We start from the raw sequence: 26,558 nt of genomic DNA, 5'->3' as shown, positions 1-26,558 counted from the left end.
TGCGGCCATCTGGAAAATTCATTGCCCGGTGCGCGTTGCTGCCAGCGGACGGCCGACGGCTGCATCGGGCGCCTGCCATATCCCCGTGCGGATCACGTCCTGCACCACGTTCCTGACCAGCGAACGCACCGCGCTGGCCGCATCGGTCAATGCCATACTGCTGGAAACGCACAGCAGCAAGTCGCGCTGTATCGGCAGCTCCCGGATACGTTGCACACGCAGCTTGCCGTCGGCATGGGCCTGGTGGAACGATCCCCAGGGGAGCAGCGTGGCACCCACGCCTTTGATTGCCGCTTCGGCCAGCCGCGCTGCCGAGCCGAGTTCCGCCAGCGGCGTAATTTCCAGACCTTTTTCAAGCAAGGCCTTGTCCAGCAGGTCGCGCAGGCCATTGCCTCGCTCGGGGAGCAGCAGCGGCATGTCGCGCAGTTCGGCGAGGGCGATTTCGCTTACTTCGTTCACCCCGCCTGATTGCGCACGGCCTTGCGCGCTGCTGATCAGAAATAACTCTTCCGTCGCTAGCCGTTCGACTTTCAGCCCGTGGACGGGTTGTCCTGAGAACTGGATCACCATGTCTACGCTGGCATTGGTCACGGCCCGGTGCAATTGCCGGCTCATGCCCTCCATGATGTGCAGCGCGATGCCGGGATATCGCTTCAGGCAAGCCTCCAGCAGCGGCAGGGACAGCTGCGCCGCAGTGGTGTTGGGCAGCCCGATGGACACCGGCCCGCCCGGACGGCCTTCGCCTTCCCGCACCTGCGCCTTGACATGTTCGACCTGGCGCAGAAGATGCTGGGCCTGCTGGTAGAACAACTGTCCGGCCGCTGTCAGGGTGATGCCGCGCGGGCTGCGCACCAGCAATTGCACGTCCAGTTCGGCTTCCAGGGTGGCGATTTGCTGCGACAGTGCAGACTGGACAACGTGCGCCTGTTCCGCCGCCTTGGAGAAGCTGCCCGAGTCGCTCACCGCAATAAAGTATTTGAGCTGCCGTAGTTCCAAAGTGCATCACCATGTCGAGTCCTGCCGGCCTCACTTTAACCCAGCCGATCTGTGGCGCTCTGCAGTGGCGCCATGTCTTGGACCGACTGGCAGCGCCTAAAATGGGGCACGCATCCACAGCGCTGACCCTGGCCGTCCCCATCGACGCCGCTGGGGACGGCCTTCCGGGCGCTGTGCCCAAATGTCCGCCAGCCTGCGCTCGCAGCAGCTGTTTTTTCTACGAACGGAATCCCCTTGACTTCTCTTGTCCCCCCACCCACCGGTGGACCTAGGCGCATCGCCGTCATCGGCGGCGGTCCGGCCGGTCTGATGGCGGCCGAAGTCCTGGCCAGCGCCAGTGCGGCGCTGGAGGTGCAGCTTTTCGACGCCATGCCCTCGGTCGGACGAAAGTTTTTGCTGGCGGGCAAGGGTGGCTTGAACCTGACGCACTCCGAGGCAGCGGGGGCTTTTCTCAGCCGTTATGGCGAACGCGCCGGGCAGATACAGCCTCTGCTGGCGGCTTTCGGACCGGCAGAGTTGCGCGCCTGGGCGCTGGCACTGGGTGTGGAGACTTTTGTCGGCAGCTCGGGGCGCGTGTTTCCCAAGGACATGAAAGCCGCGCCGCTGCTGCGCGCCTGGCTGCAGCGCCTGCGCGGCGCCGGCGTGAAGTTTTCGATGCGGCACCGCTGGCTGGGTTGGACCGACGATGGCGCGCTGCGATTTTCGACACCCACCGGTGAAACATCCTTCCAGGCCGATGCCGTGGTGCTGGCTTTGGGCGGTGGCAGCTGGGCGCGACTCGGATCGGACGGTGCATGGGTGCCGCTCCTCAGCGAACGCGGTGTGGCCGTCGCACCGCTGCAGCCGTCGAACTGCGGATTCGATGTGGGCCCGGAGCCGCACGCTCTGGCAGCGGCGGCGCAGGGTGAAACCCGCCGCGACTTTTTCAAAGAACTGATCGGTACGGGCCCGTCGCAGCAGCCGGGCTGGACAGAACACTTCAGCAGCCGCTTCGCCGGCCAGCCTTTCAAGTTGGTGGCCATCAGTTTCACTGATTCGCAGGGCCGCAGTTTCAGCCGCAAGGGCGAGTTCGTCGCCACCGCCACTGGCGTCGAAGGCAGTCTGATTTATGCGGCCTCCAGCTTGCTGCGCGATGAAATTTCCGCCCACGGCAGCGCCACCTTCACGCTGGACCTGTTGCCGGACAAGTCGTTTGAACAGGTGTTGGTCGAGGTGCGCCATCCGCGCGGCTCACGATCTCTGTCCAGCCACCTGAAAAGCCGCTTGAGCATTGAAGGCATCAAGGCAGCGATGCTGCACGAGTTGCTCGGCAAGGAAGCCATGAACGAGCCGGTGCAACTGGCGCGCGCCATCAAGGCGCTGCCGATACATCTGGTGGCCGCGCGCCCCATCGACGAAGCCATCAGCAGCGCCGGCGGTGTGCGTTTCGACGCGGTGGATGCGCAGCTCAAGCTCACGGCGCTGGCGGGAGGGCCGGTGTTCTGCGCCGGCGAGATGCTGGATTGGGAAGCGCCAACCGGCGGCTACCTGTTGACCGCCTGTTTTGCAAGCGGGCGCGTGGCAGGGCATGGTGTATTGAGCCATTTTGGCCTCTAGCCCCTGTGCAGCGAGCGTACCCAGCTACATATTTGATAGCTGATTTTTCTCAACCCGGTGACACTGGCTTTACAGGCACACGTGCGGGACCACCGCCGACTCTAAGGGTAAGCCGCCGGTGGTCCCGCGCCATGGCAGGGAAATTGGACTACCATCATTCCTGATTGAGGGATGGGCAGCTTCACGATCGACTGACACTTCATTAGAAAGTAGCCTTGCATGAAAGCCACACCTCTTGCCGACAGCAGATTCGCAGAGGTTTTGCTGGTCGAGGATAACGAAGACGATGTATTTCTGACCCGTGAGGCTTTTGACCTGACCGGCCTGCGCGTGCATCTGCATCATGTGGATAACGGTGTGAATTGCCTGCAATTTCTACGCAGGGAGGGGCCTTATGGCGAGGCGCCAACACCTGATCTGATCTTGCTGGATATACACATGCCGGTAATGGACGGTTACGAAGTGCTGGCTGAGATCGTCAAGGACGACAAGTTGAAGCACCTCCCGGTCGTGGTGCTGACCACTTCCTATGAAGCTGCCGACATCCAGAAAATGTACGCTTTGCGCTGCAACTCCTACATCACCAAATCGGTTGATTTTGATCATTTTGTAAAAGCCATTGGCCAGTTGGCGGGCTATTGGCTGAGTGTCGTGGTGATACCTCAATCCGGGGGTGTCCTTGAATCATGAACCCCAAAAGAACGGCGGCGACACCGAATTGCGGGCCAATGTGTCTTTGATTCTGGTGATCGAAGACGACCCGACGCAGCGGCTTCTCAGCAGTTCCGTGCTGCGCAGTGCCGGCTACGAAGTAGCAGAGGCTGAAGATGGTCTGGCCGGGCTGGAGATGGCGCGCCAAAGCCGGCCAGCGTTGATTGTGTGTGACGTCATGATGCCGGGACTCAATGGTTACGAGCTGGTGGCAGCGCTCAAGCGGGAGGTCGCGCTTTCCACAATACCAGTGATCATGCTGACGGCCATGACAGAGCGTTCGCATGTGCGTACTGGCATGACTGCGGGTGCGGATGACTACCTGTCAAAACCTTTCCGCGCCGCCGAGCTGCGGCGTGCCGTCCAGGCCCTGCTGGCCAAACGTGAGGCGCATCGCGCCCAGTACGGCCGTGACTTCGAGAAAAAAATGAGCACGGCGCTGCAGGCGCAGAAGGACGCCCTGTCCCTGCGTTATGAAATGCGCCTGGTGCAGGAGCTCAATGAGCGCTGGTACGAGCAGGACGGTACCAATCTGGAAGTCCGGTATGACCATGCGACGGTACTGCTGGTCGACCTGTTCAGCGGCATCAATCACCGCTTTCCGCAGGCCCAGCGCTTCAGCGCCACACGGCGGGTTTACCAGGCAGCCAGCGACACGCTGTACCTGTTCGGCGCGAGGCGCCTGGTGCCCTCCGGTAATGATCTTCTGGCGATTTTTCCGGACCAGGGTGACCCGAGTGCAGCAAAAACGGGTCTGCTGGCGGTGCGTGCAGCCCTGGGCCTTCAGAAAATTGTTAAGGCCGCTTTTCAATCCATGGCACCCGCGCCGGTGCTGGGCGATGTGGTGTCCCCGCCGGTGACTATTGCCCTCTACTGTGGCACGGTGACGCTGATTCATATCAAAGACCCTTTGCATGGCGGCGAAGGCTTGACCTTTGCGAGCGGTGAGGCGGTGGATGTCGCCCAGGCGCTGGGTTCGCATGCGCGCTCCAGGGGCTGGCAAATCAGCTGCGCCCAGGAGGTAACCACCGGATTTTCCGACTGGGTGGTGGCCGGGGACACAGCGTTGATCTCGCATGGGGACAGGCTTGATCTTGTGCCTGTCGTCGAAATACATTCGCTTGAGCAGGAATGACACATCCTCCCGCCTCGGGCGATTCTCCAGACCTTGAGGTTGAGAATCGCCGCCTGATGCGCTTGCGGCTGCTCGCCGTGATGGACAGTGGGCCTGAGCCCATCTTTGAATCGCTGGCTCGCGCGGCCAGCACAATCTGCGGCACGCCGATTTCACTGGTCAGTCTGTTGGACGACAAACGCCAGTGGTTCAAAGCCAATGTGGGGCTAAATGGGATTGAGGAAACCCCGCGCGATGTCGCCTTCTGCGCCCACGCTATTGAGGGCGGCGATCTGCTGGAAGTCAGCGATGCCCTGCAGGATGCCCGCTTCAAGACCAATCCGCTGGTCACTGGTGAGCCAGGCATACGCTTTTATGCCGGAGCGCCGATTGTCATGCCGGGCGGAGAGCGCCTCGGAACCCTGTGTGTGATCGACCGCCAGCCGCGACAACTCACTCCTGAGCAGTTGCATGCCCTGAGCGACCTGGCCGATGTGGTGGCGCAGGCTCTCCTGCTGCGGGAGCGCTTCCATTATTTCGCAACGGCTGGTCATGAAGACCGGTTCAAGATCATTGCTGAAACCTCTCCCCTGGGCATCTTTCACGCCGACGCCCAGGGCAACTGCACCTATACCAATCCCCGATGGCGCGAAATCTATGGCATTCCGCTGAATCAGAGCTTCGGTCATGCATGGCGTGAGGTCATTCACCCCGAAGACCGCGATACCCTGTTCAGCGAATTAAAGCGGTCGGCGCAGCGCGGTGGGGCAATGCGTATGGAATATCGCCTGCTGCGGAGTAACGGGGAGGTGACCCATGTCCGCGCGCAGGCCCGTACCGTGACTTGGGGCGATCCGCCGCAGCGCGGATTTGTCGGTGCGGTGGAAGATATTTCCAGCTACAAGGCGGTCGAAGAGGAGTTGCGCGCCAGCAACCGCTTTCTGGATCGGGCCGAACGGATTGCCGGCGTGGGTGGTTGGGAGGCGGATCTGCGTCAACACACCATCAAATGGACAGACCAGTGCAAGCGCATTTACGAGCTCCCTTCCGACTTTGAGCCTGACTTCACTACGCACCTCGCCCATTTTGGGCTTGAGTCACAGGCCATCATTGAACAGACGGCCAAAGATGCGATGCGCAGTGGCCAGCCCTGGGACCTTGAGCTGCCCATGGTCACGGCAAAAGGGCGTGCCGTTTGGACCCGTTCGATCGGCCTTGCCGAATACGAGGGTGGGCAGCCCGTCCGCCTGTTGGGAGCCTTGCAAGACATCACTGCAAAAAAAGCGGTTGAGGAAGAGCTGCGCGACACCAACAGACTGTTGCAGGCGGTACTTGAGAACTTGCCCTGTGGCATGAGCGTGTTCGACGGTGATCTGCACCTGGTTGCGCACAACGCGCAGTTTCGTCGATTGCTGGAGCTGCCCGACAGCCTGTTTGAGCTGCCGGTTGTGACTTATGACAGCATCATCCGCCACAACGTCGCGCGCGGCGAGTATGACGATGGTCCACAGGAGGCGTTGGTGAATCTGATGGTGGAGCGTGCCCGCGCCCCGGCGCATCACCACTTTCAGCGTACCCGGCCCAACGGCATCACCCTGGATATTCGAGGCTCTCCCATGCCGGGAGGCGGCTTTGTGACCACCTACGTGGATGTGAGCGCCGCGAAAGATGCCGAAGAGGCTCTGCGCCTGAGCGAGGAAAGACAGCACCGCGCGTTTGTGGCCTCCGGCATTGTGCTGTGGGACTTTGATATTGAAACCGGCCAGGTCTATCTCTCGGAGAATTGGGCCGATCTGGTCGGCGGCGACCGTGGAACCACCGTGGCAACCCTTGAAGCACTTGTAGACCTGGTTCCACGGGAAGAGCATCGATTCATTCTTGATGCCTTTGTGCCTGTACTCAAGGGTATTCGGGAGAGCTATTCGGTGGAGCACCGGGTCCGCAAAGCTGACGGAACGAACGCATGGGTGCTGAGCGTCGGGCGGGTCACGCGGCGAGATGCCAGCGGCCGGGCGCTGCGTGCCAGCGGTACGAACCAGGATGTCAGCGCACGTAAACACGCGCAGATCGAGCAGCAAAACGCAGCCGCCATCACCAGCGCCACTCTGGACGCCACCGAAGACGGCATTCTCGTAGTCAATGACCAGCGCGAAATCGTGCTGTTCAACCAGCGCTTTCTGGACATGTGGCGTTTCCCAAAAAACGTGGTGGGCGGTGACAACAAGGAATTGACCCGTTTTGCCATCTCGCAGGTCAAGGACCCGCGCGCTTTTCTTGCCAAACTGGATGAGCTGTACAAGGATGCAGTGGCAGAAAGTTTTGATGTGCTGGAATTAAAGGACGGGCGCTTTTTTGAGCGTTATTCCAAGCCTCACACGATGGGTACGCTGGCTTGTGGCCGCGTCTGGAGTTTTCGCGACGTGACAGCCCGCAGGACCGCCGAAGCGGAGCTCAATCAGGCCAAGGACGCGGCCGAAGCTGCCAATCGGGCCAAGAACACATTTCTTACCACGATGAGCCATGAGATTCGCACCCCGCTCAACGGCATTCTGGGTATTACCCAATTGCTGCTCGATGAACCGCTGACAGCGCAGCAGGCTCAATTTGCTCAATTGATCGATAACAGTGCCCAGTCGCTGCTGGTGCTAGTGAACGATTTTCTGGATCTGGCCAAAATTGATGCAGGTAAAACCGATCTTGAGAACGTTCCTTTCAACCTGCATCGGCTTCTGGCCGATGTGAACGACCTGTTTGGCTACCGTGCCAGTGCCAAGAGCCTGGTGTTTCACGATACCGTGGGTTCGGCAGTGCCTGAATGGATATGGGGCGATCCCGCGCGACTGCGGCAAGTCCTGGTCAACCTTTTGGGCAATGCACTGAAATTCACGGATACAGGCGGTATCAGCCTGACCGTCGAGGCGGGCGAGATGAAGGCTGGCCAGACGCAATTGATTTTTTCAGTGGCTGACACCGGCATCGGCATTCCTCCGGAGGTACTGGGCCGGCTGTTCACGAACTTCATGCAAGCAGACACCTCCGCCACGCGTAAATACGGCGGAACCGGCCTGGGCTTGGCAATTGTCAAACGTCTGAGCGAGCTCATGGGCGGACGTATCGATGTGCACAGCGTTTCGGGCAAAGGCTCTACCTTCGTGGTCTTCCTGGACGGCGTCAGAATCGCCGCAGCCCCAACGACAGAAAGGCGGCCTGCGCGCGCTGAACCCGGTCTGATCAGGATGACCGGGCGCATCCTGGTCGTGGAAGACAACCCGACCAATCAGATCGTTGCCGTCGGGCTTCTCAAGAAAATCGGTTACGAACAGGTGACCGTGGTGGGTGACGGGGAAGAGGCCGTCAGACATGCCACGGACGCAGATTTCGCGGCCATCCTCATGGATTGCCAGATGCCGGTGATGGACGGTTACGTGGCAACCCGGGCTTTGCGGGCAGCGGGCTGTCTGACGCCCATCATCGCCATGACAGCCAATGCCAGTCAGGGTGAAGCGCAGCATTGCCTGGATGCAGGCATGAGTGACTATCTGGCCAAGCCGGTTACCCAGGCCAGCCTGCAGGAGGTTCTGGCGCGTTGGGTTACGCACGGCAGCGCAGTGCAGGCGGAGCGCGCATCGGGGGCAGCCATTCAATCCCCTGCAGAGGGCATGCCGGTATTCGACCGCGACTCCATGTTGGCGCGGCTCGGCGGCGATGAGGCGCTCCTTGACGCAGTGGTCCGTTCATTCGTCGACCGTGTGCCCGTTGCCGTCGAAGAGCTGGAGCAAGCCCTGCAAGCGCAGGACGCCGATCTTGTATTTCGCCACCTCCATTCGATGCTTGGATCTTCAGCCGCAGTTGCCGCGGCCGAAGTGCAGAGCGCTTTGCTTGTGATGAACCGCTGTGCCGAACAAGGGGGCCTGGCGGGCGTTCGGCAGAGGCTGCCGGATTTGCAGGACAAGCTGGCGCGTTTCGTCGCTGCCGGAGTTCCGAGTGAACTCTAGGAGTCTGGGCGGCAGAAGGTACGTCGGCTGCAAAGCGGCCGCGCCGGTCCATTTTTCACCGGCTTTTTGCCCCATAGCTACGGCTATGGCACTGCAAACCTGGCAAAAACTGTCCTCGCCGAGGCCACTTTTCGCTTCGACGCCTTCTGCCGCCCAGACTCCTAGACGCAGTCAGGCCGAAAGGACGGACTGCACTTTCTAAGGAGCTGGTCGCCTTCCGTCGGATTGCAACCCAGCCTACTACCTGTAAGAGAATGTATCAAATTCTCTTTCGATCCTGGTTGACGCGACGCTCTTCGAGCGCCAAAAAAATAGACAGGCAAGGTCTTTTGAAGCCAAAACGTATCCTCTCCATACGCGCCAGCCTGGCTTGGCTGGTGATGGCCTGTTTACTGCCGGCCATTGTGATAACAGTCGTGCTTCTCTACTACGACTATCAGCGGGCGCGCGTCGAACTCATACGAGACTCTCTCTCCACCGCACGTGCGCTGATGCATGCGGTTGACCGGGAGTTTGCCAGCGCTGAAATGTCGTTGCGCGCGCTGGCGACCTCCCCGTCGCTGGATAAACAGGATTTTTCTGCTTTCCATGCCCAGGCCAGGGACATGTTGCGCCGCCATTCCCTCAACAACATTGCCCTGATCGATGCCGGCGGGCAGCAGCGCATGAACACGGCCAGAACTTACGGCGAGCCGCTTCCCAAGGCCACCAGCATGGGCCAGTTGGAACGCATCCTGAAATCAGGACAGTCTGACGTTTCGGATCTGTTTATCGGCCCCATTCTCAAGACGCCGCTGATTACCGTGGGCGTCCCGGTGCATAGCGGCAACACAGTCGCCCACTCCCTGGTGGGCGTCATCCTGCCGGCGCATTTGCAGGAAATACTGGTTGATCAAGGTTTTCCACCGGACCGGATTGCAGTCATTGCCGATAGGGCCGGCACCGTCGTGGCGCGCACACACGACATCGGCCGGTTTATCGGCCAAACCGTAACTCCGGTTCTTGCCCAACGCCTGAAAGAAAGTGACGAGGGTTCGTTCGAAACGGTGTCGCTGGAAGGTATTCCGGTCTTGACCGTATTCGTGCGCTCAGCGACTTCCCGCTGGGGCGTTGCCATTGGTGTTCCCGTTGAAACCCTGACAGCAGATTTGCGGCACTCCTTGTGGCTGTTGATTGGCTTTGCCACGCTGCTGATGGCCGGTAGCCTGGGTCTGGCGTGGATCTTGGGGGGGCGAATTGCGCGCGCCATCCGCGCGCTGCGGTCTCCGGCGCTGGCGCTGGGTTACGGCAATGCCGTGGCCGTGCCTGAACTGGCGATCAGCGAAGCCGACGAGGTTGGCAAGGCAATCACCAAAGCATCGACGATGCTGGTCGATACCAATGAGGCCTTGACAGGCAGCGAAGCGCGCATGCGCGGCATTCTGGAGTCGGCGATGGACGCCATCATCACGGTGAATGACAGCCAGATAATTATGTTATTTAATTCGGCCGCCTCCGTCATGTTTGCCTGTCCCGTCGAACAGGCCATCGGCCTGTCGATTACGCGCTTCATTCCGGAGCGTATTCACGCCGGCCACCACGCTTGTGTACAGCAGTACAACGGGCGGGGCAATGCCTCCGGGACTTTTGATGCCGCCGGTATTGCGGTCGGGCTGCGCTACAACGGGGAAGAATTTCCGGTGGAAGTCTCGTATTCCAACGTGGTCGAGTCTGGCGCGCCCCTCCATACGTTGATCATCCGCGACGTGACGGCTCGCGTGCGCGCCTACGCGGCGCTGGAGCGTAGCAACCTTGATTTGCAGCAGTTTGCCTATGTCGCCTCGCACGACCTCAAAACGCCGCTGCGCTCGATCGCCGGATTTATCCAGTTGCTGGAGCGCAACCACGGCGCCAAGCTTGACGAAAAAGGGCTGGCGCTGATCCAGCGCACGGGAAGTGCCGTCAGGCGACTCGAACAACTGACCGAAGACCTGCTGTCTTACGCGCGGATAGATGCGGAGGTCAAACAATTTGTGCCGGTGGACCTGGCCGAAGTGGTACGCGACGTGGTTCACCTGCTCCATGCGCCCATCCAGACGGCCAATGCGGTACTGACCGTCGGTGAGATGCCGGTCGTCCTCGGCGACCGTACACAGCTGGCCCAGTTGCTGATGAACCTTCTGGGCAACAGCCTCAAATATTGCCGCGACCGCGCGCCTGAGGTCGAAATCAGCGCGGTTCTTGAAGAGCGCGAATGGGTGTTTTCTGTCAAGGACAACGGCATCGGTATCGATGCCAAACACCACGAGAAAGTGTTTGAAGTGTTCAAGCGCCTGCACACCCAGAACGATTACCCCGGCACCGGTATCGGTCTGGCCATCTGCCGGCGGGTGGTCGAGGGTCATGGCGGGAAAATATGGGTGACTTCCGAAAGCGGCGTCGGAAGTACTTTCAGCTTTACACTGCCGGTGTTTTCCCCTGAGGCATCCGATGAAGCTTGAACCCCTTGGCAATAGCCGTATTGCAGAAATCCTGCTTGTTGATGACAACGATGATGACGTCTTTCTGACTCGCGAAGCGTTTGATGCGGCCAGTCTGCGCGTGAATCTCCGGCATGTCGACAATGGGGAAAAATGCCTGCAGTATCTTCGCGGGCAAGGAGCCTATGGGGGCGTCTCCAAGCCGGAACTGATCCTGCTCGACCTGCACATGCCGGTGATGGACGGTTATGAGGTTCTGGCCGAAATCGTCAAGGACGACAAGCTGCGTCATCTGCCTGTGGTGGTGCTGTCGACTTCTTATGAAGCGGCCGATATTCATAAAATGTATGGATTGCGCTGCAACTCCTACATAACCAAGCCCGTGGATTTTGAAAATTTCGTCAAGGTCATTGCTGAATTGACTGGCTATTGGCTTACCGTGGTGGTGATACCCGATCCTTTATCCTCGGCAGAGATGGCACCGTGATCGTACGTTTCCACATCGACCCCATGGCGGGGAGGCAGTTCGAATACCGCGTGAGTTACGAAGGCGAAGAACTGTTCGGCGATGCTGGCCTGCACAGCGTGGAGCAATGTATCGTCGCTGCCACCGAAGGCCTGGGCCAGGACGCGGTGGCCGCGGAGGTGACGTACCGGGGCATTGTCAGCGGCACTTACGCGCTGGCGTCGCTGGCGCTGATGTCTGCGCAGATTGCCGACCATGCGCTGCAGACGACGAGTGCGATTGAAGAGGTACTGAGGTAAGACGTTTGCGACCCCGTGCTCACGGTAGCAGCGACGCATTCATGACGTCAATTCCTGAACAGGACACCATCATGTGTTTGGCGCACGATGAATCAGGGATCCCGGCCAGCCCGGACGCTTTGTCCAGATAATTTTTGGCCGCGTCCTTGAAGCCCAAACCTGCGGCGGCTTTCCCGAGATAAAAATAGGCCAGGTCGATGCGGAAGTCGGCATCAAGCGTCTCGCGCGCCAGATCCCGCCAGTTCTTTTCCGAGAACAGTTTGGATAGTTTGCCCTGGACAAAGGTAAAGGCCAATGCGGAGCCCGCGCCCAACTCGCTGCGGCCCTTTGAAAAAGCATCCCAGGACTCTGAGTAAAACGCCAGCGGCTGCCTCCCATCCATAACCGGCCGACGGGTTTTGTCGCCGTTGAGCCAGTCAAAGGGTGGCCTGCCGCCGGAGGATGCGGTGGCGTAGAGAAGCTGCATCGGCGGAGCAAGCCCCTGCAGGAATTCGATACGCCGTTCCGAGGCGGGGTGGGTTCGCCAGAAATCGCTTCCTCCCTTTTTCTTGTTGGCTACCATCATCTTTTGCCAAAGTGACACCGCCGCCTCCGGTTTGTATCCGGCACGCGCTGCCAGCTCAATGCCGATTCGGTCGGCCTCGGTTTCTGCCGTGCGGCTGTTGGGTAAGTTCACAAAGGCGAGTGCCGATACCGTGAACAAGGCCTGATTGCTCTGGAATTGCCTGCTGTTGCTGGACACCGCTGCGGAAACGGCCAACACGGCAATGCTGCTTGCCACCTGCATCGACATTTTTTCGGCGCCATGGTTGGCCAGTGCGTGGCCGATTTCATGGCCCATTACCTGCGCGATCTCGTCGTCGGTCGCGTGCAGGCCTTCGGCCAGTCCGGTGTAGATGGCCATCAGCCCGCCCGGCATGCAGAAAGCGTTGATGGTCTTGATGTCATCAATGACCGTGACTTTCCAGCCCCATTGGGCAGTCTCGGGCCGGTAGAGCACGGCCTGCTCAATCAGGCGATTGGTGATCAGGTCAAGCCGGCGGGTCAGATCCGTGTTGATCAGGACTTTGTCCTTTTTCCGGAAATCGCCAAGCAGGTTGCCGTAATGCAGGCTGCTTTGCTTCATCACCGAGTCTGGCGACACCAGACTCAGTTGCGAACGGCCAGTCATGCTGTTGGTGGCGCATCCCGACAGGGCCGCTGACAGCAGCAGGACGCCCCACATAAAGACCGGTCTCATCACCTCTCCCCCATTTTTTTGAATCGCCCCGGGTTTCGTGGAGGCCCGTTGGGTTAAGTAAGACCGACATGACGGCCTGACTGGCTAATTGTCGATAGTAATTTTCTTCAGCTTCGGCAGGGGGAATGTATCCGATAGGCTCAAGCAGTCGATGGTGGTTAAACCAGGACACCCATTCAAGCGTAGCAAGCTCCAGCGATTCCTTGGTCTTCCAGGGCGCCCTGCGGTGAATTAATTCGGTCTTGTACAGGCCGTTGATGGTTTCAGCCAAAGCGTTGTCATAACTGTCGCCTTTGCTGCCCACAGAGGGCTCAATGCCTGCTTCGGCCAGACGTTCGCTGTAGCGAATGGATACATATTGCGAACCCCTGTCGCTGTGGTGAATCAAGGCATCGCAACGTCCGGGTTGGCGGTCATACAAGGCTTGCTCCAGTGCATCCAGCACGAAGTCTGTTCGCATGGAACTGCTCTGGCGCCAGCCCACAATTCGGCGAGCGTAGACGTCAATCACAAAGGCCACGTATTGCCAGCCCTGCCAGGTCGAGACATACGTGAAGTCCGACACCCATAGCTGATTGGGCCGATCGGCCTTGAACTGCCGGTTGACCCGATCCAATGGGCGGGCAGCGGTCATATCCCCTATGGTCGTGCGCACTACCTTGCCACGGCGCACACCACGCAAGCCCAAGCTTCGCATCAACCGCTCAACAGTGCAGCGCGCTACCGTGATGCGCTCGCGCCTCATCTGTTTCCAGACCTTGTCGGCACCATAGACCCGCATATTGGCCTGCCAGACCCTCTGGATCTCCGGCTTGAGGGTGTCGTCCGTCTTGGCGCGTGCGCAGCGCAAATCCGGGTCACGCCGCTGGGCCGCATGACGGCGATAGTCTGACGGGGCAATCTGCAGAACTTTGCAGATCGGCTCGACCCCGTAGGTGTGGCGATGCTGGTCGATGAAGTTTCTCAGGACTTGAGTCGGCGGTCGAGCTCCGCCGATGCAAAAAAAGCACTCGCCAGCTTAAGAATCTCGTTGGCCCGGCGCAGTTCCTTGACCTCGCGCTCCAGCTCCTTCACACGCTGCGCCTCTGCGGTAGTGACACCGTCGCGCATGCCGGCATCGACCTCTACGCGCTTGACCCATTCATTGAGCGTCTGCGGCACGCAGCCAATCTTGGGTGCGATGGATTCAATGGCCGCCCACAGCGAGGGATACTCGCCTCGGTGCTCCTGCACCATGCGCACTGCGCGTTCCCGAACCTCGGGTGAAAACTTGTTTGACTTCTTCATGGCTCAATCCTCTCAGAGATTTGAGCCCCTCAAAATACGGGGCGATTCAAAAACTGAATTAGCTCAGGGGTCAACTCTTGCGCTGGCTGGGGATTTAACTGCTTGCGCTGGCGGTCGAACTTTGTCAGCCAAGTAGCGTATAGGCCAGCGGCCAGTCTGTTAGCTTGGGCAAGATTTGATGTGCCCAGTGTGTGGCGGCATGCCCATGCCTTGTCAGGATAGAGGTGGGCAAGGTCTTTGGGGACACGGATACGCCATTGATAGACGTTCGTGCCGGAGCGTAGATGTACGCCTTTATCGCGCTTTGCCATAGTAGTGCTTTTGGTGATGGTCAGTTGCTCAAGTGACACACCGAAAACACACACTGGCAGTTCTAAGTCGTTGATTTTACTTAACTTGTTGATTTTCAACGACAAAGATTATGTAAGGTGACGGACCTTGACCCCGGCACTGGCTCGACAGTTAGGGCTGCTTGGTTCCCCATCTGACCCGGTTGGCCGCTTCACCATGCGGGAAGGCCCGTCATGCATATTGTACGAGACCTCTCGATGACCTTGTCAGTAGGCCGGCATCTTCGGCGAATTTACGGCATGAGAATGTTGGCCTCTGAATTTAGGGCTTTCCATGCAACATTCGAACCCGACGCGGCGCCATGGGCTTGGCGCTTACCTTGCCTTTTTTTTTCTCAATCTCGTCCATCGTACTGACGCTGATCCTGCTTGGCGTGATCGAAGTGACGTTAAACGGCATTTACGACGTGATGTAGGCACCAACCTTTCTGAGGTCGCGCGCCAGATATCCAACCCGCTGGCGGCCATCTCGCGCGATATTCACCACAAATCCGTCACGCTTAAACATGAACTGCAGCAGGTAACAAATATGCTCGTCATCCTCAACAACGAGAACGGACGCAGGGATATTTCAATGAATCATTGGAACGTTATAAGCAGCTCACCTTGAATTGGATTTGAATCGCCCCGGGTTTAGTGGAGGCCCGTTGGGTTAAGTCAGGCAGATACCGCGGCCTGACTGGCTAATTGCCGATAGTAGTTTTCTTCAGCTTCGGCAGGGGGAATATATCCAATCGGTTCGAGCAGCCTGTGGTGGTTAAACCAGGACACCCATTCCAGGGTACCCTCCATGCAGCAGCATGTACGGGGCATGTACGACGCGCGGCAAGAGCTGATTGCCAATGGCGTGCTGGTGCCCGAATCTGGAAATGCCGGTAGCCCGTACCGACTTACTCAGGACTACGTATTCAGTTCCCCCAGCACGGCTGCTGCGGTGTTGCTGGGCCGCAGCGCCAACGGTGGCATTGAGTGGAAAGACTCAATCGGCCGCACATTAAAAGAGTTGCAGGCGCTGGAAGCCGGGATGTGACTCCGTTTTACTATCAAAAACGTAGCTGCTTACGCAATGAATACGTGGACTGGAGCCCAGTTTGACAGTGAGAATCCAGATAAAAGAGAACCCCTGTTGAGGCGGGCTGCGCAAGAGATTGATGGGAATTTACTAGTAAAAATACAGTCCCAAGCCAAAATTCTGTGAATCTTGAGGGCTATTCACTATCCCGCACCGCAGTAATTTGTTAAGCTATAACTAAACATTCTGTGTATTTCCTCACCGAGCTGAATCCTGATGACTTTTTACCTGACTCAGATGCGTCTGCTTCTGCGCCAGCGCCTCTTGATGCCAGGCGGTGCAGAGTGTCGTCGCGTTGTGCGACCAAGGATCGCGATTCAGCACTCGTATGGGAGCAGATTCAGGCACTCAAGGGTAACGATCAGGAACCCGCTTTCAAAAGCCTTGCGTACTTTGTCCAGATTGCTCAAAACGGGCCGCCACTCACCCAGCACCTGGATAAAAAGCAGGTTCATGAAGCACACGAGTTTGTCAGCCCTGCCTCGGGGAAAACAGAGAAAGTTTGGCGATACAGGAGAGGTGACATCCGCATCCTGTTTTATTACGGCCACGATGGCATCTTGTTGTTGGCAGACTTGGTGGCCAAAAGATCAGACAAGCTGGAGAAAGCTGTATTGAATCGGGCTGAACAGGCCGTAAATGAGTATTTGAGCGCTGCCAAATCCAATCAGGTTTTGTCAGCCGGGTAAGTGAAAAAACTACTGGAGAAAGCCATGTCTCGCAAAGCGTTGCTGGCAGGATTGATTAAGGAAAACCGCGGGCTTCCCGGGGAACTGGCTAAAGTGTCCGTGGCTGCAGATTTGGCGGTATTGGTTGCTGAGTCGGGCATCACTCGCAGCGATCTGGCCAAAAAGCTGGGCTGGAGCCGTGCGCGTGTTTCGCAGGTGCTGTCCGGCGAGAGCAATCTCACCATTGAGACCATCTACGCAGTTGCAAAAGCGGCAGGCTTTGCTTTTGATGTGGTTTTTAGAAAACCTGCGGCTGTACGGGCACCGCAAATATGGGAGCGCGCCCGGACTGTTCATGTACTGGCTGATTCAGACCTGTATGGGGACATGCCCGTCAGTATTCGGTCGCAACTCAAGGCTGAGAACATTGGAGCGATGGAATTTCGCGTAGCGCAATCGTCGTTGCGCAATATGCCCACACCCAAAAATCATCATCATACGGAGCTTGCAGATGCAGCTTAGTCCACTGCAGTTGCTGGAATACGCGTTTGAAGCTGTCTCGGTAGCACCCGACACGGGGTACGCCAACAAAGACAGAAATCCATCGTTTGTTCTGCCGCCGTCGGTGTTGAATATAGCGGCGGAATCGGGTATCTCCCTCATTGCAGAGAAGCCCGAATATTCGGACTATGGCCTGAAACTGGTTCTCAGCGTGAAACCTAAGGAGCTTGGTGGCGCGCCCTATTCGGCGACAGTGGCTGTACAAGGTGCGGTGCGTATGCATCAAACAGCCGATACCCGGGATATGAGGGATCGGGAACAGCGTGCCTTGGTCAATGGCATTTCTTTGCTGTACGGTTTGGTTCGAGATATGGTTGGCAACATTACAAGCCGGGCCATACACGGGCAACTGCTTTTGCCCACGCTGAATTTTTCTGACTTGGCAAACCGCAAGCCCGACGAATCGATTCCAGGGTCGGTGGCGGCCTTGGAGCCAACAAAGTCCAAGTCGCGGAAAAGCTCTGTGCTTAAGGCCAAAGTAAAGGCTTGAAATGGGCTGGTGCCAGTTCAATCGGACTGGCATCGAGACGAAGCGTTTCAATGAACAAATCAAGCGAAACTCCAAACGCTTTCCTCCTGACTTCATGCTTCTGCTGATCGAGGAGGTTTGAAAGGGCTGCTCGGTGCAGTCGGCGGTGCATGAGGCTTTTACCCTGGGCTGAAACGGAGCAATAACACCATGCGCAAAGCAGCAAGCAGCCCCCAGCCAGGCGCCGGGGGTGATTCCCCCTCGCAACGCATAGACGCCAAGATCAAAAGCCTGGACGACTGGCGCGGCAAGACGCTGGCTCTTGTTCGCGCGCTGATCAAACAGGCGGAGCCGGCGGTGGTTGAAGAGTGGAAGTGGAACATCCCGGTCTGGTCCCAGGGCGGCATCCTCTGCACCGGCGAGACCTACAAGGGCAAGGTGAAGCTGACCTTTGCCAAAGGCGCTGCGCTGGCTGACCCTGCAGGCTTGTTCAATTCCAGCCTGGACGGCAAGGTCAGGCGCGCAATGGATCTGCATGAGGGTGACGACATCGACGAGGCGGCCTTCAAGGCGCTGATACGCGCCGCTGCGGCTTTCAACAAGGCTTAGTGCGGAGGTTTAGACGCTAGCATTTTGATAGCTGCTCACGCACGTGGGATAAGGGCCAGGGCCTTGATTTATCCACGAAATCAATTGCAGATTAAGATAAATCCATTTTGGGTATTAAAATGCCCAAAATGGGTAAATCAGAATTTTCAGACCTCCCACCAGCACCTTCCGGCTTTGCCGCTGCCTTGTTTACCGGCACCCAGCAGCGCGTGCTGGGTTTGTTGTTCGGGCAGCCGGATCGAAGCTTTTATGCGAACGAGATCATTGCGCTGGCTGGGGTTGGGTCGGGTGCTGTGCAACGCGAACTGGCGCGGCTTGCGCAAAGCGGCCTGGTCACGCTACGGCCTGTGGGCAACCAGAAACATTATTAGGCCAACCCTGACTCACCCATCTTTCATGAGTTGTGCGGCATAACGCGCAAGACGGTGGGTTTGGCAGAACCCTTGCGTCTGGCACTTGCGCCACTGGCTGCGTGCATCCATGCGGCATTTGTCTAGGGCTCCATCGCCAAAAAGCAGGACTCTGCCCGCAGCGATATTGATCTGATGCTGGTCAGCGACACCCTGACGTTTGGGGATACTTACCTGGCGCTGGCTGAAGCGGCCAAGCACCTTGGGCGGGAAGTCAATCCAACCATCCTCACCCCGCTGGACTTTGCCAGGCGCCGGCAGGGAGGAGGGCTCATTCGTGGCGCGGGTCATGACGCAACCCAGGGTTTGGCTGATAGGAGGAGAAGATGACATCGCCGTTTGAAAACCTGGCCGGGGCCGGCAAGCCCTTGCGGGCCGAACCGCCCGACGCCAGGGAGTTCGCCGGTTTGCAGCAACTGGGACTGGCGCGACTCAAGGATGCACAAACCGCCAGCCTGGCGCTGGAAAGCCGGTTCGACCTGGCTTGCAACGCTGCGCATGCCCTGTGCTTGGCGGCCCTGCGCTGGCATGGTTACCGCTCTAGCAACCGCTTCATTGTGATTCAGCTGCTTGCCCCACACCCTGGGCTTGGGTCCCGAGGTGTGGCGGGTGCTTTCCAAATGCCACGATGCGCGCAACCTGGGTGAATACGAAGGCATGCTGGAGGTGGACTCCCGCCTCGTCACCGACTTGATAGACGCATGCAAACACGTAGCCGGCAAGCTGGGCGAGCTGCCGCCACCCAAGCAAGCTTGAAGCTACTACGGCCCTTGAAGCTGCCTCGATGCAATCCCTCCCCATCCGCCTGAACCCCGGCGACGACCTGCGCGCTGCCATCGAGGCGTCGATGCGCGGCGCGGATTGCCGTGCGGCGTTTGTGGTCGCTGGCATTGGCAGCCTGTCGAGCGCAGGCCTGCGGTTTGCGGGTGCGCAGCAGCCGCGGCGCTTCACCGGCGACATTGAAATCCTGAGTCTGGCCGGCAGCGTCAATTTTGACGGCGCGCACGGCAGCTCACACCTTCATATGGCGCTGTCCACCGCCAGCGGCGAAGTCTTTGGCGGCCATGTGGCGCCAAGCTGCATCGTGCGGACCACGGCGGAAGTGCTGCTGGCGCTGCTGCCGGAATGGGACTTCTCGCGTGCGCCGGATGTGTTGACGGGGTATCTGGAACTTGAAATCACAAAACGTGACATTAAGCCTGGTGAGGGTCAGCTTTGATGCTATGTAATCAATAGCTGCTTGCCCATGTCTGAAATGGGCTAGAGCGCGATTTTGCATAAAAAAGCCGCTGGCAAACACCGGCGACGTTTTTCATCACCCCATCGTCTGCAGGTCCGCCCGGCGGATGTTCAGAACAGCTTGACCCACCACAGGCGCAGGCGCATGCCCATCTCGGTGGTGTAGCCCGCGCTGGCACTGCGCAGCTGGCCCTGGCCGTCGATCACTACAAAAGAGGGCACAGACTGGAAGCCGAAGGTACGCGTCAACTCGCCGCGCGTATCGATGACGGTCTGCCAGGGCAACTGGCGCTGTTGCTGCACCTGGCTGACTTTTGCGGCGGGGCCCGACTGCATGGCCACCGTCAGGACCGGCCAGTCCTGCGCCAGCCGGGTGACGCTGTTCTCCTCGGCCCGGCAGATCGGGCACCACTCGGCCCAGAAGTGCAGGGCGACCGGCTGGCCGGGGTAGGCCTGCCGCCACTGGGCCAGCGTGGTGCTGCGCGTCGTGCCGTCGGGCTGCAGCACGGTGATGGCCAGGTCGGGCGCCGGCCCGGCCGGCACATGCCGCGTCTGCCAGGCCTGAACCGCGACCACGATGACGACCAGCAGCGCAAGCTGGGTGAGATAACTTTTCCAGTTTTTACGCAGGTGCGCCGCGCAGCGGGGGAGCAGGGTGTTCGGCATGAGCCCTGAGTGTCGTTCGGGCGCTGAGGGTTGGTACAGACTGCGCGCTAAGCCTTGGAAGCGGAAGGTGTAAGGGCGCCGCTGTGGCTGTCGGCAGGTGTTCCGGCAGGACTTTGCTATGTAATTAATAGCTGCTTGCGCATGTCCGACATGGGCTAGAGACCGATTTGGCATGAAAAAGCCGCTGGCAAACACCTGCGGCTTTTGTTGTGCGGAAATAACCTTCAGGGCGATCGGGTGAATCTTCTTAATTAAATAATTTCAATATGCATATTGCATACGACGTTGATTTTGTTATTGAATTTAATATTTAACCATGGCATATTCAGTATGCATATTGAATAATGGAGTATTCATGAGTTCATCCGGAATCAAGTCTCGCCTTGGGCATGCACAGTGGTCGCTGAAGCCGCAAGACCTGGCCATGGCGTTCAAGCTGGTGAGTCTGGCCGGGCAAAAGCTGCCCTACACAGCGCTGGCCCAGGCCATGCACATGTCACAGTTTGAAGCCCACGCCTGCATGGCGCGGCTGGGTGGAGCGCGCTTGTTGGCTGAGGTAAAAGACGTTCCCGCGCTGGTGCTGGCGGCTTTCCGGCCCATGGTGTTGCATGGCGCCCCGTACTTTTTCCCTGCGGTAAGAGGGGAGATCACCATGGGCTTTCCTACTGCTTATGGCGTGAAGCCGCTTAAATCCAAAGTGCTGTTTGCCGATGAGACGCCGCCCGTGTGGCCCCATGCAGACGGTCCGGTGCGCGGCAGTGCGCTGTTGCCGCTTTACCCCAAGTTGCCCTTGGCCGCCGCGCAGGACCTGGCTTTGTACGAGTTGCTGGCCTTGTTTGATGCGCTGCGCATAGGTCAGGCGCGCGAACGCGAAATGGCCCGCAAGCTGCTGGAAGAAAGGTTGAGTTGATGGCAGCATTCACAACCCCAATCTTGCCATTCTGGAGCTGGTGGCACAGGCCCTGGGCCCCCGTATGTGAGCGTGATCTTTGTGGGCGGTTGCGCCACGGGCCTGCTGTTGACGCAAGAGTGGCCCGACCGCATCCGCATCATTGAAGATGTTGACATTGTTGCGCAAGCGTTGACGGTGCATGACTACCACGCGATAGAGAAGCAAGTCCGCGCTCGGGGCTTCAACAACGACATGCGGCCGAATGCACCCATTTGCCGGTGGGTTTATAAAAACGTGACGCTTGACTTGATGCCCACGGTAAAAGACATCCTGGGCTTTGCCAACAGCTGGTATCCGTTGGCCTTGCAGACTGCAGAACGGGTCACATTGCCAGGCGGCATGAGCATTCGCCTCATTCGCGCCCCGGTTTTCATTGGCACCAAGTTAGAGGCGTTTAAAGACCGCGGCAAAGACGCCGATGGCAGGCCGGATTTTCTGGGTAGTCATGATCTGGAAGACATCATCACCGTGGCAGACCGGCGGCCCGAACTGCTGGACGAGTGCCGTGCCGCAGCGCCTGAGCTACGCGCCTACCTGGCGGCAGAATTCACAACGCTGTTTGCCAATCCCGAGTTCGAACAAGCCCTGTCCGGCCATTTGCCGGGCGACGCTTTCAGCCAGCAGCGTGCCAGATCGCTTGCAAATACATTACGTGAACTGTCCACGGTTTCAACATGAGCTCCCCGGATTGCTGACCCAATCGGGGCTGACAAGAGTGGCGAGCTGCTCATGATTTGATAGCTGCTTGCGCCCACCCGCCATGGGCTGGAGTCCGATTGCGCATAAAAAAAGCCGCTGGCAGTCACCAGCGGCTTTTTTGTTCAGGCCGCAGTCTGCAGCCGATCAGGCCGAACCCCAAACCTCCTGCGCCGTCTCGATCACCAGGCGCAGCTTGGTGCGCTGGGCTTCGACGGCGATATCGTTGCCGTGTACGGTGCTGCTGAAGCCGCACTGCGGTGACAGCGCCAGTTGCTCCAGCGGCGCAAACTTGGCGGCCTGTTCGATGCGGCGCTTCAGTTCGTCCTTGTCTTCCAGCGTGCCGAACTTGGTGGTGACCAGGCCCAGCACCACGGTTTTGCCCTTGGGCAGGAAGCGCAGCGGCTTGAAGTCGCCGCTGCGGATGTCGTCGTACTCCATGAAGTAAGCGTCAAGGTTCATTTCCTTGAGCAGCGCTTCGGCGACCGGCTCGTAGTTGCCGCTGGCGGCGTGCGTGCTCTTGAAGTTGCCGCGGCACAAATGCATGGCCAGCGTCATGCCGGCGGGTTTTTGCGCAACCACCAGGTTGATGAACTTGGCGTAGCGGTGCGGCAGCTCGTTGGGGTCGTCACCGCGCTGGCGGGCGGCTTCGCGCATTTTCTCGTCGCAGAGGTAGGCGAGGTTGGTGTCGTCCATCTGCACATAGGTGCAGCCGGCGGCGGCCAGGCTGCGCAGCTCATCGCCGTAGGCATTGGCCACGTCCTGGTAGAACTCGGGCTCAAGTTCGGGGTAATGCTCGCGGCTGATGCCGGCGCGGCCGCCGCGGAAGTGCAGCATGGTCGGCGAGGGGATGGTCACCTTGGGCGTGTTGCCGGCCGAGACCTGGCTTTTCAGGTACTGGAAGTCGGCGAGCTGGATGTCTTTCACGTGGCGCACCTTGTCGACCACTTTCATCACGGGCGGGGCCAGCTCTTGCGTGCCGTCGGGGCGCTCGATGGTGATGGGAATGCCCACCTCGACGCCGCCGATTTGCGCCAGAAAATCGGTGTGGAAGTAGGTGCGGCGGAACTCGCCATCGGTGATGCTTTTCAAGCCCACGTCTTCCTGGAACTTGACGATCTCGGTGATGGCCTGGTCTTCGACCTTGCGCAGTTGCTCGGGCGTGATCTGGCCTTTGGCTTTTTGCTCACGGGCTTCCAACAGGTACTTGGGGCGCAGAAAACTGCCGACGTGGTCGTAGCGGGCGGGCAATTGCGGGGTGGCGGTGCTCATGAAGGTCTCCTGGGGAATTTCTTGAAAGAAACTGCCATGTTAAAGCATGAATTCGAAGATCTTATGAATACAAAAATATGACTAATTTACTAAAAATAGGCGTTTTCGCTTGATTTCAGATGATTAATGTATACAGTGAGTATCCATGAAAGCCGAAAAAGCCCTGTTCCCGCTCAACGCCTGGTATGCCGCTGCCTATGACGTGGAGGTGGTCAAAGCGCTGCTGCCGCGCACCATCTGCAACCAGAAAATCGTGATGTTCCGCAAGACCGACGGCACGGTGGCGGCTCTGGAAGACGCCTGCTGGCACCGGTTGCTGCCGCTGTCCATGGGCCGGCTCGACGGCGACGAGGTGACCTGCGGCTACCACGGTCTGGTCTACAACGCCCAAGGCCGCTGCACCCACATGCCCAGCCAAGAAACACTGAACCCCTCGGCCTGCGTGCGCAGCTTTCCGGTCTTTGAAAAACACCGATTTGTCTGGATCTGGCCCGGTGACCCCGTCCAGGCCGACCCGGCGCTGGTGCCCGACATGCACTGGAATGACGATCCGGCCTGGGCCGGCGACGGCAAACTCATTACCGTGAAATGCGACTACCGCCTGGTGGTCGACAACCTGATGGACCTGACACACGAGGCCTTTGTGCACGGCTCCAGCATCGGCAACCGGGAAGTGGCCGAGGCGCCGTTTGTCGCGACGCACGGCGACCGCACCGCCACCGTCACACGCTGGATGGAAGGCATCGAGGCGCCGCCATTCTGGGCCGGGCAGATCCGCCATGCGCGCGACTACACGGGTCCGGTGGATCGCTGGCAGGTGATTCGTTTCGAGGCGCCGTGCACCGTGACCATCGACGTCGGTGTGGCCGAGGCCGGCAGCGGCGCCATGCCGAAGGACGGCCAGCCGGGCGACCGCAGCAAGGGCGTCAACGGTTTTGTGCTTAACACCATCACGCCCGAGACCAACGGCACCTGCCACTACTTCTGGGCTTTTGCGCGCAACTACTGCCTGGGTGAACAGGCGCTGACGCACAAGCTGCGCGAAGGCGTGGCAACCATTTTCCGCGAGGATGAACATGTGCTGGAGGCGCAGCAGGTCGCTATGGACGAACACCCGGACCACCAGTTCTACAACCTCAACATTGACGCCGGCTCGATGTGGGCGCGCCGGCTGATCGACAAGCTGGTGGCGAAGGAGACCTCACCTGCGCCGGTGATACCGATCCGGCGGGCGGCATGAATTTGTCTGTCATTGCGGACCTGATCCGCAATCCATGCCGCGCAGGCCTGACGGGTCTCGCGGGCCGGGCAGTCTGGATGCCGGATCAGGTCCGGCATGACAAGGCGGGGGGTGAGGCAACGACCAATTCTGTCATTGCGGACCTGATCCGCAATCCATGCCGCGCAGGCTGCTTCTACCCGGACAAGCCCTCATGAATACTATAAAAAAGATAGCTACAAGCACAGATGCGACAGGGGCTGAAGGCCAAAATGGCACTGAAAGTGCGCAGGTGCGGGCGCTGCTGCGTCTGCGTGAACTGATCCTCTCGGGCGAGCTGGCCGGCGGCACGCGTATTGCCGAGCTGGCGATTGTCGAGCGCATCGGCGTCTCGCGCACACCGATACGCGCCGCGCTGATGCGGCTGGAGCAGGAGGGCCTGCTGGAGGCGCTGCCCAACGGTGGTTACGCGGTCAAGGCGTTTTCGGAGCGCGATATTGCCGACGCGATCGAGCTGCGCGGCACGCTCGAAGGCCTGCTGGTGCGGTTGGCAGCAGAGCGCGGCGCACCGGCCGTGGTGCTGGCCGAGGCGCGCGACTGCCTGCGCCAGGTCGATGCGGTGTTGGCCGACCCGGCGCTGACGGACGAGGCTTTTTCGGCCTATGTGGACATCAACGAACGATTTCATGCGCTGCTGTACGAGATGGCTGACAGCCCGGTTACCGTGCGCCAGCTTGAACGGGTGGTGAGCCTGCCGTTTGCATCGGCCTCGGCCTTTGTGGTGGTGCAGTCCAACTCGCCGCAGGCGCGCGACATGCTGGTGGTGGCGCAGGACCAGCATTGGCAGGTGCTGGACGCGATCGAGCGCGGCGAGGGCACACGCGCCGAGGCGCTGATGCGCGAACACTCGCGCCTGGCGCAGCGCAACTTGCGCCACGCTCTGTCTGGCCAGGCTGGCGTACACATGCCGGAGTCGCTCAAGGCCATGAAGCTGATACGCCGCCGCGGCTGAACACATATTGCCGTTCGCCCTGAGCCTGTCGAAGGGGCATTCGGCAAGCTTCGACAGGATCAGCCCGAACGGTGGGGGCATGAACTAACCGTTTTTGAACAACTGATGCCATCATGAAAAGCAATACAACTTTGTACCCCGCCACTGTCGTCGCGCTGCGCGATTTGACGCCCACGGTGCGTGAGTTCGAGATCCAGCCCTCAGCGGGCAGCGCCGCCACCTGGCAGGCTGGCGCGCACCTGCAGATGGAGGTGATGGTCAACGGCCGGGCGCAGATCCGCAGCTACTCCTTGGTGGGTTTGCCTTCTGCCGGTCATGGCCAGCGTTACAGCATCGCCGTCAAACGCATGGACGATGGCCGCGGCGGCTCGCAGGCGATGTGGCGGCTGGCCGTCGGCGACACGCTGGCCGTCAGCCAACCGCAAAACCATTTCCCGCTGGACCTGTCGGCGCAGCACTACCTGCTGGTGGCCGGTGGCATCGGCATCACGCCGCTGGTGATGATGGCGCAGCAGTTGCAGGCCCATGCGCTGAAGACCGGTGCGACCTTGCGCATGCTTTACGGCGTGCGCACGCAGGACGAACTGGCCTTGTTGCCGCTGCTGCGCGAGACGCTGGGCGATGCGCTGCAGACCTTTGTCGGCGAGCGCAACGAAACCATGGACCTGGCCGCCGAAATCGCGGCGCTGCCCGCAGGCGCGCAGCTGTACACCTGCGGGCCGGTGCCCCTGCTCGAAGCCATCAAAAAAACCTGGACAGCCGCCGGACGCGCGCTGGCCGACCTGCGTTTTGAAACCTTTGGCAGCAGCGGCCGCTTTCCTGCGCAGGCCTTTCGCGTGTGTGTGCCGCGGCATCAGATCGACATCATGGTGCCGGCCGACACCACCTTGCTCGACGCGCTGGAGCAAGCCGGCGTAGAAGCGATTGCCGATTGCCGGCGCGGCGAATGCGGCCTGTGCACAATGGATGTGCTGGCGCTGGAGGGTGAGGCCGACCACCGCGATGTCTTTCTGAGCGAGCACGAGAAGCAGGAGAGCCGGCGAATCTGTCCCTGCGTGTCGCGGGTGGTAGGTTCGCTCACGCTGGATTCGGCTTACCGGCCCGAGCCTCAGGGCTAAATTCGGCGGTAAACAGCTGGTTGGCCGATCAGTTATTCCATATTGCTATAACTAGCAGTCTGAAATTGCTATTGCCGCGGGG

The 26,558-nt window shown here is 59.5% G+C and carries 28 protein-coding genes, 1 other RNA gene, 2 pseudogenes and 1 other annotated feature; of the genes and pseudogenes, 22 read left to right on the top strand and 9 right to left on the bottom strand.

Annotation, left to right across the window (positions count from 1 at the left end; translation table 11 throughout):
* Positions 1–18: 18 nt before the first annotated feature.
* A complete protein-coding gene (locus tag IEX16_RS14765; protein WP_188709242.1) occupies positions 19–996 on the bottom strand; it encodes a LysR substrate-binding domain-containing protein in 978 nt (325 codons plus the stop codon).
* Positions 997–1,224: 228 nt separating this feature from the next.
* On the opposite strand from IEX16_RS14765, the gene IEX16_RS14760 reads away from it, so the two are divergent.
* From IEX16_RS14760 to IEX16_RS14730, 7 genes are all read left to right on the top strand, one after another.
* A complete protein-coding gene (locus IEX16_RS14760; RefSeq protein ID WP_373288359.1) occupies positions 1,225–2,592 on the top strand; it encodes a TIGR03862 family flavoprotein in 1,368 nt (455 codons plus the stop codon).
* A 219-nt stretch (positions 2,593–2,811) separates the two neighbouring features.
* Entirely contained in the window at positions 2,812–3,282 is a 471-nt protein-coding gene (locus tag IEX16_RS14755) for a response regulator (RefSeq protein ID WP_188709241.1), read from the top strand.
* Positions 3,272–4,438 (top strand): response regulator, encoded by a 1,167-nt coding sequence (locus IEX16_RS14750; RefSeq protein ID WP_188709240.1) that lies wholly within the window; start codon positions 3,272–3,274, stop codon positions 4,436–4,438. Before IEX16_RS14755 ends, IEX16_RS14750 begins: the two co-directional genes overlap by 11 nt.
* A complete protein-coding gene (locus IEX16_RS14745) occupies positions 4,435–8,412 on the top strand; it encodes a PAS-domain containing protein (protein WP_188709239.1) in 3,978 nt (1,325 codons plus the stop codon). Before IEX16_RS14750 ends, IEX16_RS14745 begins: the two co-directional genes overlap by 4 nt.
* Before the next feature lie 329 nt (positions 8,413–8,741).
* Positions 8,742–10,892, top strand: a complete 2,151-nt coding sequence (locus IEX16_RS14740; protein ID WP_188709238.1) for a sensor histidine kinase — start codon at positions 8,742–8,744, stop codon at positions 10,890–10,892.
* On the top strand, positions 10,882–11,358 hold the full coding sequence (locus IEX16_RS14735) for a response regulator (RefSeq protein ID WP_188709237.1): 477 nt from the start codon (positions 10,882–10,884) through the stop codon (positions 11,356–11,358). The genes IEX16_RS14740 and IEX16_RS14735 overlap by 11 nt, the downstream gene beginning before the upstream one ends.
* The gene (locus tag IEX16_RS14730) at positions 11,355–11,636 is read left to right on the top strand and encodes a hypothetical protein (RefSeq protein ID WP_188709236.1); all 282 of its coding nucleotides are present in this window, start codon (positions 11,355–11,357) and stop codon (positions 11,634–11,636) included. Before IEX16_RS14735 ends, IEX16_RS14730 begins: the two co-directional genes overlap by 4 nt.
* 19 nt (positions 11,637–11,655) lie before the next feature.
* On the opposite strand, the gene IEX16_RS14725 is transcribed toward IEX16_RS14730, so the two are convergent.
* The 4 genes and pseudogenes from IEX16_RS14725 to ffs all read right to left on the bottom strand — a co-directional run bounded on the left by IEX16_RS14725 (position 11,656) and on the right by ffs (position 14,687).
* Positions 11,656–12,807, bottom strand: a complete 1,152-nt coding sequence (locus tag IEX16_RS14725; RefSeq protein WP_229676363.1) for a M48 family metallopeptidase — start codon at positions 12,805–12,807, stop codon at positions 11,656–11,658.
* Between the two features lie 139 nt (positions 12,808–12,946).
* Positions 12,947–14,163 (bottom strand): annotated as a pseudogene (locus IEX16_RS14720) (IS3 family transposase); the annotation flags it as partial.
* Positions 13,769–13,885: a sequence feature (AL1L pseudoknot), on the bottom strand. It overlaps the preceding pseudogene by 117 nt.
* 29 nt (positions 14,164–14,192) lie before the next feature.
* Entirely contained in the window at positions 14,193–14,573 is a 381-nt protein-coding gene (locus IEX16_RS14715) for a DUF6538 domain-containing protein (protein ID WP_188709234.1), read from the bottom strand.
* 17 nt (positions 14,574–14,590) lie between these two features.
* An RNA gene (gene ffs, locus IEX16_RS14710) (signal recognition particle sRNA small type) lies at positions 14,591–14,687 on the bottom strand.
* A 100-nt stretch (positions 14,688–14,787) separates the two neighbouring features.
* Here ffs and IEX16_RS14705 point away from each other — a divergent pair.
* Positions 14,788–15,123, top strand: coding sequence for a hypothetical protein (locus IEX16_RS14705; RefSeq protein ID WP_188709233.1), 336 nt, complete (start codon positions 14,788–14,790; stop codon positions 15,121–15,123).
* A 47-nt stretch (positions 15,124–15,170) separates the two neighbouring features.
* Here IEX16_RS14705 and IEX16_RS14700 read toward each other — a convergent pair.
* Positions 15,171–15,296: pseudogene (locus IEX16_RS14700) on the bottom strand (IS3 family transposase); the annotation flags it as partial.
* 7 nt (positions 15,297–15,303) lie between these two features.
* Between IEX16_RS14700 and IEX16_RS14695 the strand changes: the two are divergent.
* The 7 genes from IEX16_RS14695 (at position 15,304) to IEX16_RS20060 (ending at position 18,263) form a co-directional block, all read left to right on the top strand.
* Positions 15,304–15,543, top strand: a complete 240-nt coding sequence (locus IEX16_RS14695; protein WP_188709232.1) for a DUF4357 domain-containing protein — start codon at positions 15,304–15,306, stop codon at positions 15,541–15,543.
* A 230-nt stretch (positions 15,544–15,773) separates the two neighbouring features.
* On the top strand, positions 15,774–16,274 hold the full coding sequence (locus IEX16_RS14690; RefSeq protein WP_188709231.1) for a type II toxin-antitoxin system RelE family toxin: 501 nt from the start codon (positions 15,774–15,776) through the stop codon (positions 16,272–16,274).
* A 24-nt stretch (positions 16,275–16,298) separates the two neighbouring features.
* A complete protein-coding gene (locus IEX16_RS14685) occupies positions 16,299–16,775 on the top strand; it encodes a helix-turn-helix transcriptional regulator (protein WP_188709230.1) in 477 nt (158 codons plus the stop codon).
* Complete coding sequence (locus IEX16_RS14680; protein ID WP_188709229.1) at positions 16,765–17,304, top strand: hypothetical protein; 540 nt, start codon at positions 16,765–16,767, stop codon at positions 17,302–17,304. The genes IEX16_RS14685 and IEX16_RS14680 overlap by 11 nt, the downstream gene beginning before the upstream one ends.
* Position 17,305: 1 nt before the next feature.
* A complete protein-coding gene (locus IEX16_RS20375) occupies positions 17,306–17,425 on the top strand; it encodes an ORF6N domain-containing protein (protein ID WP_373288355.1) in 120 nt (39 codons plus the stop codon).
* Positions 17,426–17,493: 68 nt separating this feature from the next.
* Positions 17,494–17,892 (top strand): DUF1801 domain-containing protein, encoded by a 399-nt coding sequence (locus IEX16_RS14675; protein WP_229676362.1) that lies wholly within the window; start codon positions 17,494–17,496, stop codon positions 17,890–17,892.
* A 128-nt stretch (positions 17,893–18,020) separates the two neighbouring features.
* Entirely contained in the window at positions 18,021–18,263 is a 243-nt protein-coding gene (locus IEX16_RS20060; protein WP_229676361.1) for a winged helix-turn-helix domain-containing protein, read from the top strand.
* A gap of 12 nt (positions 18,264–18,275) precedes the next feature.
* Here IEX16_RS20060 and IEX16_RS20055 read toward each other — a convergent pair whose 3' ends face one another.
* The gene (locus tag IEX16_RS20055) at positions 18,276–18,593 is read right to left on the bottom strand and encodes a hypothetical protein (protein ID WP_229676360.1); all 318 of its coding nucleotides are present in this window, start codon (positions 18,591–18,593) and stop codon (positions 18,276–18,278) included.
* A gap of 35 nt (positions 18,594–18,628) precedes the next feature.
* Between IEX16_RS20055 and IEX16_RS14665 the strand changes: the two genes are divergently transcribed.
* Complete coding sequence (locus tag IEX16_RS14665; RefSeq protein WP_229676359.1) at positions 18,629–18,949, top strand: hypothetical protein; 321 nt, start codon at positions 18,629–18,631, stop codon at positions 18,947–18,949.
* 137 nt (positions 18,950–19,086) lie between these two features.
* The gene (locus IEX16_RS14660; RefSeq protein WP_188709228.1) at positions 19,087–19,521 is read left to right on the top strand and encodes a PPC domain-containing DNA-binding protein; all 435 of its coding nucleotides are present in this window, start codon (positions 19,087–19,089) and stop codon (positions 19,519–19,521) included.
* Positions 19,522–19,652: 131 nt separating this feature from the next.
* Here the strand turns inward: IEX16_RS14660 and IEX16_RS14655 are convergent, their stop codons facing one another.
* Entirely contained in the window at positions 19,653–20,207 is a 555-nt protein-coding gene (locus IEX16_RS14655; protein WP_188709227.1) for a redoxin domain-containing protein, read from the bottom strand.
* Between the two features lie 355 nt (positions 20,208–20,562).
* On the opposite strand from IEX16_RS14655, the gene IEX16_RS14650 reads away from it, so the two are divergent.
* Both IEX16_RS14650 and IEX16_RS14645 read left to right on the top strand, forming a co-directional pair.
* A complete protein-coding gene (locus IEX16_RS14650; RefSeq protein ID WP_188709226.1) occupies positions 20,563–21,117 on the top strand; it encodes a hypothetical protein in 555 nt (184 codons plus the stop codon).
* Positions 21,118–21,294: 177 nt separating this feature from the next.
* Positions 21,295–21,837 carry a hypothetical protein gene (locus IEX16_RS14645; RefSeq protein WP_188709225.1) on the top strand — a complete coding sequence of 181 codons (543 nt, stop codon included), beginning with the start codon at positions 21,295–21,297 and terminating at the stop codon, positions 21,835–21,837.
* Between the two features lie 165 nt (positions 21,838–22,002).
* Here IEX16_RS14645 and IEX16_RS14640 read toward each other — a convergent pair whose 3' ends face one another.
* Positions 22,003–23,127 (bottom strand): 5-methyltetrahydropteroyltriglutamate--homocysteine S-methyltransferase, encoded by a 1,125-nt coding sequence (locus tag IEX16_RS14640; protein ID WP_188709224.1) that lies wholly within the window; start codon positions 23,125–23,127, stop codon positions 22,003–22,005.
* Between the two features lie 145 nt (positions 23,128–23,272).
* Between IEX16_RS14640 and IEX16_RS14635 the strand changes: the two genes are divergently transcribed.
* The 3 genes from IEX16_RS14635 to IEX16_RS14625 all read left to right on the top strand — a co-directional run bounded on the left by IEX16_RS14635 (position 23,273) and on the right by IEX16_RS14625 (position 26,476).
* Positions 23,273–24,367: an aromatic ring-hydroxylating dioxygenase subunit alpha gene (locus IEX16_RS14635; RefSeq protein ID WP_188709223.1), complete on the top strand. Its 1,095-nt coding sequence runs from the start codon at positions 23,273–23,275 to the stop codon at positions 24,365–24,367.
* Between the two features lie 193 nt (positions 24,368–24,560).
* The gene (locus IEX16_RS14630; protein ID WP_229676358.1) at positions 24,561–25,358 is read left to right on the top strand and encodes a GntR family transcriptional regulator; all 798 of its coding nucleotides are present in this window, start codon (positions 24,561–24,563) and stop codon (positions 25,356–25,358) included.
* Positions 25,359–25,471: 113 nt separating this feature from the next.
* The gene (locus IEX16_RS14625; RefSeq protein WP_188709222.1) at positions 25,472–26,476 is read left to right on the top strand and encodes a PDR/VanB family oxidoreductase; all 1,005 of its coding nucleotides are present in this window, start codon (positions 25,472–25,474) and stop codon (positions 26,474–26,476) included.
* Positions 26,477–26,558 lie beyond the last annotated feature (82 nt).

It is taken from the genome of Polaromonas eurypsychrophila (assembly GCF_014641715.1).
Classification (GTDB): Bacteria; Pseudomonadota; Gammaproteobacteria; order Burkholderiales; family Burkholderiaceae_C; genus Polaromonas; species Polaromonas eurypsychrophila.
The sequence above is the reverse complement of the archived record's forward strand: the minus strand, read 5'-3'. Positions and strand labels throughout refer to the sequence as shown.

Coding starts and splice junctions, on each gene's coding strand:
- IEX16_RS14755 (WP_188709241.1), top strand. CDS start 2,812: ATGAAAGCCACACCTCTTGCCGACAGCAGATTCGCAGAGGTTTTGCTG.
- IEX16_RS20375 (WP_373288355.1), top strand. CDS start 17,306: ATGGGCTGGTGCCAGTTCAATCGGACTGGCATCGAGACGAAGCGTTTC.
- IEX16_RS20060 (WP_229676361.1), top strand. CDS start 18,021: ATGGGTAAATCAGAATTTTCAGACCTCCCACCAGCACCTTCCGGCTTT.
- IEX16_RS14725 (WP_229676363.1), bottom strand. CDS start 12,807: ATGACTGGCCGTTCGCAACTGAGTCTGGTGTCGCCAGACTCGGTGATG.
- IEX16_RS14630 (WP_229676358.1), top strand. CDS start 24,561: ATGAATACTATAAAAAAGATAGCTACAAGCACAGATGCGACAGGGGCT.
- IEX16_RS14680 (WP_188709229.1), top strand. CDS start 16,765: ATGCAGCTTAGTCCACTGCAGTTGCTGGAATACGCGTTTGAAGCTGTC.
- IEX16_RS14705 (WP_188709233.1), top strand. CDS start 14,788: ATGCAACATTCGAACCCGACGCGGCGCCATGGGCTTGGCGCTTACCTT.
- IEX16_RS14625 (WP_188709222.1), top strand. CDS start 25,472: ATGAAAAGCAATACAACTTTGTACCCCGCCACTGTCGTCGCGCTGCGC.
- IEX16_RS14665 (WP_229676359.1), top strand. CDS start 18,629: ATGACATCGCCGTTTGAAAACCTGGCCGGGGCCGGCAAGCCCTTGCGG.
- IEX16_RS14745 (WP_188709239.1), top strand. CDS start 4,435: ATGACACATCCTCCCGCCTCGGGCGATTCTCCAGACCTTGAGGTTGAG.
- IEX16_RS14635 (WP_188709223.1), top strand. CDS start 23,273: ATGAAAGCCGAAAAAGCCCTGTTCCCGCTCAACGCCTGGTATGCCGCT.
- IEX16_RS14655 (WP_188709227.1), bottom strand. CDS start 20,207: ATGCCGAACACCCTGCTCCCCCGCTGCGCGGCGCACCTGCGTAAAAAC.
- IEX16_RS14685 (WP_188709230.1), top strand. CDS start 16,299: ATGTCTCGCAAAGCGTTGCTGGCAGGATTGATTAAGGAAAACCGCGGG.
- IEX16_RS14695 (WP_188709232.1), top strand. CDS start 15,304: ATGCAGCAGCATGTACGGGGCATGTACGACGCGCGGCAAGAGCTGATT.
- IEX16_RS14650 (WP_188709226.1), top strand. CDS start 20,563: ATGAGTTCATCCGGAATCAAGTCTCGCCTTGGGCATGCACAGTGGTCG.
- IEX16_RS14640 (WP_188709224.1), bottom strand. CDS start 23,127: ATGAGCACCGCCACCCCGCAATTGCCCGCCCGCTACGACCACGTCGGC.
- IEX16_RS14675 (WP_229676362.1), top strand. CDS start 17,494: ATGCGCAAAGCAGCAAGCAGCCCCCAGCCAGGCGCCGGGGGTGATTCC.
- IEX16_RS14735 (WP_188709237.1), top strand. CDS start 10,882: ATGAAGCTTGAACCCCTTGGCAATAGCCGTATTGCAGAAATCCTGCTT.
- IEX16_RS20055 (WP_229676360.1), bottom strand. CDS start 18,593: ATGACCCGCGCCACGAATGAGCCCTCCTCCCTGCCGGCGCCTGGCAAA.
- IEX16_RS14660 (WP_188709228.1), top strand. CDS start 19,087: ATGCAATCCCTCCCCATCCGCCTGAACCCCGGCGACGACCTGCGCGCT.